The following is a 13,161-nucleotide window of genomic DNA, read 5'->3' as shown; positions in this document are numbered from 1 at the left end:
AGGTACATTACACGGCCCTCTTTCTGTCTCTGCCTATTTTACTGAAGCTTATTCCTGTTCCTGTGTTTCGCTTTCAGCAAGTTCTTGTTCTTCTTTTACGCGTGCTTCTTCTGCACGTTTTTCGTCCTGCTCTTTTTTCATTTTCTCAAGTGAGTCCACATTGCCGAATTCATCGTCTTCGTCAGAATCCTGCAGATCGATGGCTTCCTTGTTCTTGTCCAGTACTTTCAGGTCCAGACCAAGCGACTGAAGCTCTTTGACTAGCACGCGGAATGATTCAGGAACACCAGGTTTTGGAATGGTTTCTCCTTTGACGATCGCTTCGTATGTCTTCACACGTCCAACGACGTCATCTGACTTGTATGTCAGGATTTCCTGCAGGGTATAAGCTGCACCGTATGCTTCCAGCGCCCATACCTCCATCTCACCGAAACGCTGTCCACCAAACTGGGCTTTACCCCCGAGTGGCTGCTGTGTAACGAGTGAGTATGGTCCAGTTGAACGGGCATGCAGTTTGTCGTCAACCATGTGCGCCAGTTTGATGAAGTACATAACTCCGACCGACACTTTATTGTCGAACTCTTCCCCTGTACGGCCGTCAAACAGAACGGTCTTGGCATCATCGTCCATGCCGGCTTCTTTGATTGTTTCCCAGATGTCTTCCTCGTGGGCTCCGTCAAATACCGGGCTGGCAATGTGTATACCCAATTTACGGGCAGCCATTCCCATGTGGAGTTCGATAACCTGTCCGATATTCATACGGGATGGAACCCCAAGCGGATTCAGCATGATATCGACTGGTGTCCCGTCAGGCATGAATGGCATGTCTTCTTCCGGAAGGATTAGAGATACAACACCCTTATTTCCGTGACGTCCAGCCATCTTATCTCCAACGTTGATTTTACGCTTCTGTACAATAAAGACACGGACAAGGTAGTTGACGCCTGGCGACAGTTCGTCTCCAGCTTCACGGGTAAAGATTTTAACATCGTGAACGATTCCGCCGCCACCGTGAGGCACTCTCAGTGAGGTGTCTCTGACTTCACGTGCTTTTTCTCCAAAGATCGCATGCAGCAGTTTTTCTTCTGCAGACAGTTCAGATACTCCCTTAGGTGTGACTTTACCCACAAGGATGTCTCCGTCATGTACTTCTGCACCGATGCGGATGATTCCACGGTCGTCTAGGTTCTTCAACGCGTCGTCACCGACGTTTGGCAGTTCACGCGTAATTTCTTCCGGCCCAAGCTTAGTGTCACGGGCTTCTGACTCATATTCTTCGATGTGGACAGAAGTGTAAACGTCATCTTTGACCAGACGCTCACTCATGATGACCGCATCCTCAAAGTTATACCCATCAAAAGTCGTGAAAGCAATCAGCGGATTGCGTCCCAAAGCCATTTCTCCATTTTCCATGGATGGTCCGTCTGCAAGAATGTCTCCCTTGTCAACTTTATCTCCGTGACTGACCAGCGCACGCTGGTTGTAGGAAGTCCCTGCATTGGAACGCTTGAATTTAGCGATGTAGTATTTGTCCAGTCCGCCGTCTTCACGTCTGACACGAACCTGCTTAGCATCGACATATTCTACTACTCCATCATGTCTTGCAATAACAGCAGCTCCAGAATCGCGGGCAGCCGTATGCTCGATTCCTGTTCCGACAAGCGGTGCCTCTGGTTGGATAAGCGGCACAGCCTGACGCTGCATGTTCGCACCCATCAGGGCACGGTTGGAGTCATCATTTTCAAGGAACGGGATACTTGCTGTCGCAACAGAGACCACTTGCTTCGGCGATACGTCCATGTAGTCAACCAGCTTGGCATCTAGTTCTTCATTGTTGTTTTTCGTACGGGCCAGCACCAGTTCATTAACAAATGAGCCGTCTTCGTTCAGCGGGGCATTTGCCTGCGCAACCACATACAGGTCCTCTTCATCTGCTGTCAGATAGTCGATCTGATCAGTTACACGGCCGGTCTTCTTGTCGACAAGGCGGTAAGGCGTTTCGATGAATCCAAATTCATTGATTTTGGCATACGTGGACAAACTGTTGATCAGCCCGATATTGGGTCCTTCAGGCGTTTCGATCGGACACATACGACCATAGTGAGAATAGTGAACGTCTCGCACTTCATATCCGGCACGGTCACGGGTCAAACCACCAGGTCCAAGGGCAGACAGACGTCTCTTGTGAGTCAGCTCACCCAGCGGGTTGGTCTGATCCATGAACTGAGACAACTGAGATGAACCAAAGAATTCTTTGATTGAAGCTACAACCGGTCGAATATTAACCAGTTGCTGTGGTGTCGTTGTAGACGTGTCCTGGATCGACATGCGCTCACGAACGACACGCTCCATACGGGACAAACCGATACGGAACTGATTCTGCAGCAACTCACCGACAGAACGGATACGTCGGTTACCTAGGTGATCGATATCGTCTGTTTCTCCAATACCTTCCTGAAGGTTAAAGAAGTAACTCATAGAGGCAATCATATCTGCCGGAATAATGTATTTCACTTCACGGTCAGGATTGGCATTTCCGATAACATTGACTACACGGTCGTTGTCCTGCGGAGAATACACTTTGATGATCTGCAGATCGATTGGTTCAGGTACGACTCCTTCATCTGAAGGATGCAGCGTGACATGGTTCAGTCCATTGTCTAAATGAGGGCCCAGTTCATCCATGACTTCACGGTTGATCAAGGTTCCTTCCTTAGCCAGAAGCTCACCTGTTTCACTGTCCACTAGTGATTCTGCCAAAGTCAGACCCATCAGTCTGATTTTCAGATCCAATTTTTTGTTCATCTTGTAGCGACCGACACGAGCCAGGTCGTAACGCTTCGGATCAAAGAAACGTGTTGTCAGTAGACTTCTTGAAGAGTCTGCTGTTTTAGGCTCACCCGGACGCAGACGCTCGTACACATCTTTAAGGGCTTCTTCAACACGTGAATCCGCCATATTTTTGTGTACATCTTTTTCAAGCGTCGCCATCAGGCTCTCATTGGAGCCAAAAATGTCGAGAATCTCATCGTCAGAGCCGAATCCAAGTGCACGTACCAGAACACTCAAAGGAATCTTACGGGTGCGGTCGATACGGACATTGGACAACCCTTTCGAATCTGTTTCATATTCAAGCCATGCGCCACGGTTAGGGATGACGGTTGATCCGAAACCTTCCATACCGTTCTTTTCAACTTTAGGGCTGAAATAGACACCTGGTGAACGAACAAGCTGTGAGACGATAACACGCTCGGCACCATTGATGATAAATGTTCCTTGCTGTGTCATTAGTGGGAAATCGCCAAAGAAAACTTCCTGCTCCTTAACTTCGCCTGTTTCTTTATTGATCAGACGCAACTTTACGTATAGAGGCGCAGAATAGTTTGCATCGTGCTGTCTCGCTTCATCTACTGAATATTTAGGTTCCTGCAGCTGATAGTCAGTGAACTCCAGAGATAAGTTTCCAGAAAAGTCTTCAATAGGAGAAATGTCCTTGAACATATCTCTCAATCCGTCTTCTAAAAACCAGTCATAAGAGTTTGTCTGAATTTCGGTTAAGTTCGGTAATTCCAATACTTCATTAATTCGTGAGTAACTTCTACGTGTACGGTGCTTGCCGTATTTCACATCTTGGCCTGCCAACCTCTTCACCCCTCATAAATAATCACTAGCCTGCATATTCAGGAGCCTTCGATCAGTGTACGGGATGACCGACATTGCTTTATATCCAAATGTTACATTATCGTGACAAATGTTTCTTCTGGATTAAAAAGCGTCGTTTTTCCCTGTTTTTGACCAAAAAAAATACAAAAGAGTCGTGAAAGAATCATCCTGAATCATCACACATTCTTTTGTTTTTGCTCCAAAAACCGCGTACGGACAATATTTCGCACGGATTTCTTTTCATACTTTGTTTAGCGTCCATTAAGTTTACATAAAAAGCAAGCTCAAGTCAAGAGAAAATAAAAGAACAGCTGTCTTTTGTCCTCTGACAAAAGAGCTGCTCCTCAAACTCTTGCTTATTGTTCAGTCTTTACAGACTGCAGTACCCAGTAGCCTTTTTCCAAGCCAATCCGGTTGACATTTCCGTAAGTGTCTTCCATAACTTTCTGAGCACTTGGCGCCCCCTGCTTTCTTTGAATGACAATGACCAGCACTCCCTTGTCAGCCAAGTGCTCTTTGGCCTCAATAATAATTTGATGGACCGTTTGTTTTCCGGCTCTGATGGGAGGATTAGAAATCACAGCGCCATAATTGGTTTTATCAACATTGTCATATACTGAAGACAAAAAAACGGACACGTTTTTAACAGCGTTGCGTTGGGCATTCTTTCTAGCCAATTCAATGGCTCTTTCGTTTACATCAATCATATCGACCTTAAGCTTTGGGTTACTTTTAGCCAGAGACAGGCCGACTGGACCGTAACCGCAGCCTACGTCCAACACGTGCGGATTAGGAAAAATACGGTCATCGATAACGTTGATCATTACCTCGGACCCAAAGTCTACACGGTCTCTGGAAAACACACCGGCATCTGTTGTAAAAGACAGGGCCTGTCCCCTCAGCTTGGCACTGATCTCTTTTTCATCTTTTTTTGCACTGGGTTTGGATGTGTAATAATGATCGGTCATCTTGAACTCCTCTTTTTCTCTTTGTTGTTGTGCTTTCAGTATACTATGGAGGCGATTGGACTACAATCTTTCCTGTCAGAATTCAGGCTGCTGTGTTTATTTTTTAGGCTCTCACCCTGTGGCCCCTAATGCGCTGGGCATGAAAGGTGTTGACTATTTTATTACCGGCATTGCAGCGAAACTGAACGACAGAGAAACTGGATTCAGCAGTTTCGCTTATTCATTCTTACCAGGCTTTGTTTTAAGGAAAGGTACTCTCCCTAGCGACCTCCTCCAATGAAACAGGCTTTATTTCAAGGAAAGATACTCTCCCTAATAACCTCCTTCAATGAAACAGGCTTTATTTCAAGGAAAGATACTCTTCCTAGCAACCTCCTTCAATGAAACAGGCTTTATTTCAAGGAAAAGTCCCCCCCCTAGCAATTTCCTTCAATGAAACAGGCTTTATTTCAAGGAAAGATACTCTTCCTAATAACCTCCTTCAATGAAACAGGCTTTATTTCAAGGAAAGGCACTCTCCTTGGCGATTTCCTTTAATGAAATCCTCTTCTACCGGCCAAGCTGTCTGGATTATCTGATTCAAAAATCAACAGACCGGCTAGATCATCTTTTTGGCATCAACGTAACGGTCAAAGTCTTCACTTGTCAGAATCTCCAGCTGAATTGCCGCTTCTTTAAGGGTCAGCTCATGTGCATGTGCATGTTTGGCAATCTGCGCAGCCTTATCATAGCCAATATATGGAGAAAGAGCTGTGACCAGCATCAACGACTGATCTAGAAGCTTTTTCATTTCTTGCTCTCGCACTTCGATACCTTTTACACACTTCTCATCAAAAAGAGCCAGGCTGTCCGCAAGCAAGCTCACACTCTGCAGAAAGTTGTAGGCAATTACCGGCATAAAGACATTAAGCTCGAAGTTGCCCTGTGAAGCGGCAAAGCCGACCGCTGCATCATTTCCCATCACCTGAACGCATACCATGGTCAACGCTTCAGCCTGGGTCGGATTGACTTTTCCCGGCATAATCGAGCTACCGGCTTCATTCGCGGGTATAGTAATTTCCTTCAAGCCACTTCTCGGCCCGCTTGCCAGCCAGCGGATATCGTTGGCCATCTTCATGGCATTGGCCGCCAGAGCCTTCACTGCCCCATGTGCAAAGACAAAGGCGTCCTTACTGGAGAGACCATGAAATTTATTTGGATTCTCAGCAAATGGCTCATTCAGCAGCTCACTAATTGTTTGAACTGCTTTGGATGCATACTGCTCATGCGCATTCAGCCCTGTCCCTACAGCTGTTCCACCTAGCGGCAGCTGGAGAAGTCCCTGGAGACTGTTTTTTAACATCTGCTCGTTTTGATACATCATCTCCTTCCAGGCGCTCACTTCCTGCCCAAAAGTGACTGGAGTGGCATCCTGCAAATGCGTCCGTCCGATTTTGACCGTATCCTGGTAACGGTCTTCCAGTTCTGCCAGCGTATGCTGCAAATTTTTCAAAGACGGAATCAGTCTCTTTCGGATCTGGAGCACACCGGCAATGTGCATCGCTGTCGGAAATGTGTCATTTGTGCTTTGTGCTTTATTGACATCGTCATTTGGATGGACTTCGGCGGAAGTTTTGACAGATGCCAGACGGGCAATGACTTCATTCATATTCATATTGGTCTGTGTCCCGCTTCCTGTCTGCCATACAGACAAAGGGAATTCTGCGTCCCACACACCGGACTGAATTTCATCACAGACTGCAGCGATAGCATCGGCCTTGTGCTTATCCAGCAACCCTAGAGAACCGTTGGTGATCGCCGCAGCCTTTTTGACTACGGCATACGCGTGAATCAGCTCCACCGGCATTTTCTCGTTCCCGATTGGGAAATTAGTAAGACTGCGTTGGGTCTGCGCCCCCCACTGTCTGTTCAATGGTATAGCTATCTCCCCAAACCCATCTGCTTCAATACGATTTTCCATTCTTTTTCCGCCTTTTTTTATTATTTGAATACCCTGCTTTTCTTTATCCAGCCAGACGCTCTGATAAGCCGGCTACTGACTGGTCGAATTCCTCTTTCTATCCTAACATAAAAAGCCTCCGGACACTCCTAAGCATTAAACACTCGGAGGCCGGAAGCTTTAGTATTGTGATTATAAATACCAGAAGACTGCTTCCCTTTCTGGCTTGCACCTAATTCAGTTGCGCCTTTGCCGGATCCCCATCAGAGGCAAGGACAATCACTAAGCTAGGTCTTTTCGCTAAAAAGAGACGCTGAAACGTCTCTTTTTCTTGCTTAGCTCTCTGCAGCGTATCCTGCACTTTTAGAGGAGCTATAATCCGTCTTTTTTTCGTTTTCATATTCTGCCTCATACTCCGCTTCTTCTCTGGGCAGGATCTGGTTCAAGACAATTCCCGTAATGGCACTCAAAGCCGTTCCCGAAAGCGTCACAAAGCCGGCGATATCAAAGACTGCACCGCCCAAACCGACCACAAGCATAGAGCTGGCGATGATTAAGTTGCGTGACTGGTTGAAGTCGACTTTGTCTTCGATCATGACTTTCAGCCCATTGCTGGCGATGACTCCGTAGAGCAGAATAGACATACCTCCCAGCACTGGAGCCGGAATGGTTGAGATCAGTGCAGAAAACTTGCCCATGAAACTCAGGGCGATAGCGATGAAAGCCGCGTTTCGAATAACAGATACCGAAGCGATACGTGTCATGCCGATCACGCCTGTATTTTCACCGTATGTTGTGTTAGCCGGACCGCCGAAGAAGGCAGAGACCGCTGTCGCTGCACCGTCACCGATCAGCGTGCGCTTCAGGCCCGGCTCTTTGAGAAATTCACGGTCACAGATTTTACCAAGTACAGAATGGTCCCCGATGTGCTCCGCTACAGTAACCAGAACGATCGGCAGCAGGGCCCATGTTTCCGGACCAAAGTAGAATGTGTAGCTTTCAAACGTGTTCGTTTCGAACGGCAGGTGCAGTTCAGGTAGGGCGAACCAGTTGGCTTCCGCTACTGGCGTGAAGTCTACGACACCCAAAGCGACTGCAATAAGATAGCCTCCAACAATCCCTGAAAGGAAAGGAATAATTTTAAAGAACCCTTTTGCTTTAGTATTAATGAATGCTGTGATCAAAAATGTCGAAATCGCGATCAGGATGGTGCGCCAGTCTGAATCGGATACAAAGCCGGCGTTTTGCACGGCATTACTTGCTAGCCCCAAGCCGATAACCATAATCATCGGTCCAATAACAATGGGAGGCAGCAGTTTATCTACCCAAGCCGTTCCAACAGCTCGGACAATGCCTGCCATAACAATATAAACCAGTCCAACCATAATGACGCCTGTCTGAGCGGCACTGATGTCTCCTCCCATTTGCTCCATCGCTATCTGCATGGCTGCAATATAGGCAAATGACGAACCCAGATAAACAGGTACTTTAGCTTTAGTCGCAATCTGATAGATGATGGTTCCAATTCCACTTGCCAGAAGAGCAACCGATACAGGCATGCCTAGAAGCATCGGTACCAAAATCGTAGCCCCGAACATCGCGAACACGTGCTGCAAGCTCAAGAACAAACCTTTGAGCGGTTTAGGCTTTGCCTCCACATCCAAAATCAACGGTCTTTGCTGTATTGCCATAACTTATCGTCCCTTTCTCCTTTGTTTTTGGGCATAAAAAAATGCCCTTTACAGTATGCAAAAGGACCTTTAGATAAGATGGAATCCAGTCTGATCGGCAAGCTGAGACTTCCTCCCGCTTTATGAAAGGAGCTCTCTGCTGTGGCGCTCAGCCAGAATTATAAGAATTTTTCCATCCTTTTCTACCTCTCTGGATAGATTTAAAGGAGCTTTGCTTTTATTAGTTTACCAATTTCCTCACAAGAATGCAATGACCAGTTTTCCTTTTTCAAGATTCATATAATCTCCATTGCTTTCAGTTTTTTAAGCAGTATACTGGAGCCTGTAGCTACTTACTGAAAGGAAGGACATTATTTATGCATACTCCCTCAAAATCCCTCAAGCACTGGCTAGTCTTTGCCGTAAGCTGTGGGATGTCCGCCAGCGCCATCGGAATCAATTTAAATGTGATTGGTGTTTTTTATACTCCCGTGTCTCAAAGTCTGAATGTCTACCGGGGAACCTTTGCCTTGCACGCGACAATATCCTCACTCGCCCTGGCTTTTATTTCTTTATACTTCGCTCCCCTGTTGAACCGTTTCGGGTGGAAACCGCTGCTGACCGGGTCGGTCCTGTTAGCTTCCCTTTCAACTGTACTCATGGCTTTTACCCGCAACATGTGGATTTTTTACTTGCTTGGCGCTTTGAGAGGTGTCGGTGCCGGCCTGTACGCCATGGTCCCCTTATCCTTGATTATCAACAACTGGTTTGAAAAGAAAAAAGGCTTAGCCATGAGTCTGGCTTTCGGTTTCAGTGGAATTGCCGGTGCCATATTTTCGCCTATTTTTACAACACTGATTCAACAGATCGGCTGGGAAAACAGCTTTATTGTCATGGGCATCATTATGCTGCTTTTCACCTTGCCAGCCATCCTTTATCCCTATTCTCTGGATCCCAAAGACGACGGCTATCTGCCTTATGGCCATGAACCGGAAGACAAAAATGGACGCACCGTCATCAAAAAAGCCAACTGGACTAATTTTTCCTTTACACAAAAAAGTTTTGTGCTGATTGCTATTATCGGCCTGCTCCATACTTCCATTACCGGGATTTCCCAACACCTCCCCGGCTTTGCCGAATCCATCAACCTGTCTTCTCAGACCGGCGGCAGCATGCTATCGGCAGTCATGATCGGAAATATTTCCTTCAAGCTATTGATCGGTTCCATCAGTGACTACCTCGGGATTGTCAAATCAACGGTTTTGATGATCCTGATTAATATTTTGGGCATCATTTTGATTCTGTCTGTCTCTCATCCAGTCGCTCAAGTGGCCAGTGCCTTTGTCTTTGGGTCGGTATTTTCTGTTCCTTCTGTTTCTCTACCTCTCTTGACAACAGAGTTTTTCGGTCGGGCTCTTTATGTCCGCATCTATCCTATTTTATCTTTTGTAGCCGGTATTGGGGGGGCCTTGTCTATGGCTGTGGTCGGATATGTCTACGACTTTACCGGCTCCTACAGCCCGGCTTTTCTGACAGCCTTGTTATTTCACTTGATCAACCTGACTTTGCTATATTTTGCTGTAAAAGCTGTCCGTCAGCCGCAGGCTGTCCAGACAGCAGACACTTCTCCAACAGCTTCCTGATTCCAATCAGCTCCACCTTGCGTGTTTTATTTCAAACAGACCTAATACCGTCTCCACCCGACACCTTTCTCTTGAAGATGGTTGATGGGCTGGAGACTTTTTATACCATACAGTCGGCTCATTCCATCCTCTCTGCCAGAGCGCCGCTCTTGTCTCGACTGTCCTTTTGCTCTTCTTCTATCCGTTTCAGCTGCCGCAAGTCCTTTGATTCTTTCCTTTTTGCACGATAAAAAACAGGCGCATCGGCCGATGCACCTGCTTTTTATCTAATCTTGACCCTTTATTCGACAGCTGCGTGCCTGACCTCAGGAATTGTTTGAGCGAGAAGCCGAAACCACACAGTCAATGACGATGACGATACCCAGGAGTACAGTCAGGTCTTCTTCATCGTAGATATTAATCTCATAACTGTCGCCCCAGGACAGCCACTTCTTGTTTATATCGGCAATCACCCGTCCCTGATGCTTGATAACATAGTCGTGGGCTGTGATAGAGCCCTCGATCTGCCAATCTTTGCCCAAAATCGCGTAGTTGTTGCTAAAGAAAGTCAGTTCCTTTTTAACTGTAGCCACAGTCTGCCCGTCAACCCTCAAGTCGAATTCTGGCAGGAAGTTCCACAGCTTCTGCTCAATATACAGAATTTCCTGGTTGTACTGATCATATACTCTCAATTTTTTTGCAAAGGAGAGCCACTCACCTTCAACATAGTAGCGGTCATTTCCGTCTGCATCTTTAACGTCAAAACGGTCTTTCAGTGACAGGACTTGCTGTTTGATAAACAATTGCACAGGCGCGTGCTCCTTTCCTATTGCTGTTTATTGGCCTTGTTGTAATTCACGCGTGCCGATACATTAGCGACCAGTCCAATCGATGCGGATAAAACCAGCATACTCGAGCCTCCAAAGCTGATGAAAGGAAAGGTTAGGCCGGTGATTGGCATAATACCAATGACTCCACCCAAGTTGATAAAGGCCTGTACCATGAACATCGTTGCAATCCCGATACTAAGCAAGGATTCAAAAGGATTACGGGCTCTGACAGCCGTAAGAAAGAGTCGGGATACCATCACTGTAAAGAGAGAAATCAGTATAACAATGCCGATCAGCCCGAATTCTTCTCCGATGATTGATACGATAAAGTCCGTATAGGGAAAAGGCAGAAAACCCGTTTTTTGGACACTGTTACCAAAACCGACACCAGTGATCCCGCCCCTACTGAGAGCATAGTAAGAATGAACCAGCTGCATGCCGGCTCCTTCAGCAAGGCTGAAAGGATCCCAGAAACCAAGGAAACGGTTATAGCGGTATTCATTCAAAAAGAACAACCGGGTTCCGTAGTGCCTAATTAGTTGAGACAAGCCCAATAGTCCGGTCATCCCGACAAGCCCGAAACTTAGCCCTAGCTTGGGAGAGACTCCGCTGGCAAAAATCATCGTTGCACCAATCAAGACGATAATGAAACTTGATCCTGTATCCGGCTGGATATAGATGAATAGCACAATAAAAGCTACCAGTATGATCGGAGCCACTACTGCATTGAAAAAGTTTTCCGCAATCTTCTGCTGCTTCTTGGATAGAATATAGGCCAGATACCAGATAACCATAAACTTGGCAAACTCAGCCGGCTGGATATTGAAGAAAGGCGTTTCGATCCAGCGTCTGGCCCCATATATCTCCCGACCAAAAATCAGCAGAAAGAAGAGCGAAACAGCCGTGAGGAAAATACCCCACTGGACCAGTCCTTTTTTCTTGAACAGCCTGATCGGGACCATAAATGCACAGAAAAAGACAAAATAGCCCAAAGCGACATAGATCGCCTGTCTAGGCAGATAATGATGCGGATTGCCGTAGTCGTGCAAGGCACTGTAGGTGCTGGCACTGTAGACCATCATAATACTGAAGAGTGTCATCATCAGATAGGGGACGACAATCAGTTTGTCTACATATTTGATTCGCTCACGTAACATAGTATCCGTCCTTTCATGTGGTCAGATTTAAGACCCGGGGTGGAACTCTTTGCCTTCTCCTGAGAAGAAGTAGGACTTGTGATGGTAGCGCATGGACATAATCAGTCCGATCCCCATCATATTCCCCAGCAGAGCGGATCCGCCCTGCGAGATGAAAGGCAATGGAATACCGGTCATCGGCAGCAGACCAATGTTCATCCCGACATTCTCAAGTACGTGGAAAGCAATCATCATGATGACACCGGTAGCAATATAGGCATAAAATTCATTTTTGGTATCGTATACGACCTTGATCATCTGGTACACCAAAACAAAGTAGATAAAAATCACGAAAGCTCCTCCGGCAAAGCCAAAGTTTTCACCAATCGTCGCAAAAATCATATCGGATTCTCTTACCGGTACATACACATCACTAACGCCAAAGCCCTTTCCGAATACTCCACCGGAACCAATAGCCTTAAAGGTCTGGACAATCTGGTAGGACGTCCCGCTTCTTCCCTGATGCGGATTCAGCCAGGTATCAATCCGGGCAAACTGATAAGGTTGAAAGAGGCCGGTACTGTACAACAGATCCCGGTTGTAGACCACTAGCACGATCAGTGTGATCCCAATCAGTGATATGACTAGAAAAATCGGTACCAGTATCTGCCAGCGGATCCCCGACAGCAAAGTGACCCCTATCGCAACCGATATATATACCAGAGCGGTTCCCAAATCATTTTGCATAAAGACCAGTATAATGGGGATGAGCGCATAAACGGCTAGTTTCCCCAGCAGGACCAAGTCCGAATTAAAGTCTCTGTTTTTAAAAGCACTGTTATGCTTGGTGACTACTTTGGCAAGCATCAAGATATAGGGAATCTTGACGAACTCCGATGGCTGGATTGTCCCGATGGGTCCTAGCCTGACCCAGCGTCTTCCCCCGGTCGTCATGGCCATATTCCGGTCATATAAAAACAGGGTCAGTATCAGAGTCAGCAGACCGGCAATATATAAGTAAGTCGTCATCTTCCAGAGCTGTTCTGAGTCGAACTGCATGATGATAAAAACAGCGATGGTGCCAATCCCATACCACATAATCTGCCGGATGGTCATTCCTAACCCTTCATCCTGAATCATGACCGTAGTCGAATACAGCGAGAGGATACTGATGAGTGCCAGCAGCATGACCGAGAGGATAATGCCATAATCGACACGCTGTGCATTTTTTTCGTTTTTCATTTATCTATTCCTTTCTTTACTTGTGAACACCACTAATCAATACAAAGCTGGTAGGCGCAAAAAATTATCCCGTTCAAAGTCACATTTTATC

The 13,161-nt window shown here is 46.6% G+C and carries 8 protein-coding genes; 1 reads left to right on the top strand and 7 read right to left on the bottom strand.

Features of this window, described 5'->3' with window-relative positions:
* Nucleotides 1–48: 48 nt before the first annotated feature.
* The 4 genes from rpoB to ADIAL_RS02900 form a co-directional block, all read right to left on the bottom strand.
* On the bottom strand, nucleotides 49–3,651 hold the full coding sequence (rpoB, locus tag ADIAL_RS02915) for a DNA-directed RNA polymerase subunit beta (RefSeq protein ID WP_155849162.1): 3,603 nt from the start codon (nucleotides 3,649–3,651) through the stop codon (nucleotides 49–51).
* A 368-nt stretch (nucleotides 3,652–4,019) separates the two neighbouring features.
* Nucleotides 4,020–4,631: a class I SAM-dependent methyltransferase gene (locus tag ADIAL_RS02910; RefSeq protein WP_034299844.1), complete on the bottom strand. Its 612-nt coding sequence runs from the start codon at nucleotides 4,629–4,631 to the stop codon at nucleotides 4,020–4,022.
* Between the two features lie 598 nt (nucleotides 4,632–5,229).
* A complete protein-coding gene (gene fumC / locus ADIAL_RS02905) occupies nucleotides 5,230–6,591 on the bottom strand; it encodes a class II fumarate hydratase (RefSeq protein ID WP_034299842.1) in 1,362 nt (453 codons plus the stop codon).
* A 314-nt stretch (nucleotides 6,592–6,905) separates the two neighbouring features.
* Nucleotides 6,906–8,261: a uracil-xanthine permease family protein gene (locus tag ADIAL_RS02900; protein WP_051503676.1), complete on the bottom strand. Its 1,356-nt coding sequence runs from the start codon at nucleotides 8,259–8,261 to the stop codon at nucleotides 6,906–6,908.
* A 356-nt stretch (nucleotides 8,262–8,617) separates the two neighbouring features.
* Between ADIAL_RS02900 and ADIAL_RS02895 the strand changes: the two genes are divergently transcribed.
* Nucleotides 8,618–9,883, top strand: coding sequence for an MFS transporter (locus ADIAL_RS02895; protein ID WP_051503675.1), 1,266 nt, complete (start codon nucleotides 8,618–8,620; stop codon nucleotides 9,881–9,883).
* 305 nt (nucleotides 9,884–10,188) lie between these two features.
* On the opposite strand, the gene ADIAL_RS02890 is transcribed toward ADIAL_RS02895, so the two are convergent.
* The 3 genes from ADIAL_RS02890 to ADIAL_RS02880 are packed head-to-tail and all read right to left on the bottom strand — an operon-like array spanning nucleotide 10,189 to nucleotide 13,070.
* Entirely contained in the window at nucleotides 10,189–10,671 is a 483-nt protein-coding gene (locus tag ADIAL_RS02890) for an LURP-one-related/scramblase family protein (RefSeq protein ID WP_034299840.1), read from the bottom strand.
* Between the two features lie 17 nt (nucleotides 10,672–10,688).
* Nucleotides 10,689–11,849, bottom strand: coding sequence for an FtsW/RodA/SpoVE family cell cycle protein (locus ADIAL_RS02885; RefSeq protein WP_034299838.1), 1,161 nt, complete (start codon nucleotides 11,847–11,849; stop codon nucleotides 10,689–10,691).
* A 27-nt stretch (nucleotides 11,850–11,876) separates the two neighbouring features.
* Complete coding sequence (locus ADIAL_RS02880; protein ID WP_034299837.1) at nucleotides 11,877–13,070, bottom strand: FtsW/RodA/SpoVE family cell cycle protein; 1,194 nt, start codon at nucleotides 13,068–13,070, stop codon at nucleotides 11,877–11,879.
* Nucleotides 13,071–13,161 lie beyond the last annotated feature (91 nt).

Origin of the sequence: Alkalibacterium sp. AK22 (assembly GCF_000585255.1) — a bacterium.
Taxonomy (GTDB): Bacteria; Bacillota; Bacilli; order Lactobacillales; family Carnobacteriaceae_A; genus Alkalibacterium.
Note: the sequence above shows the minus strand (reverse complement) of the source record. Positions and strands in the feature narration are given on the sequence as shown.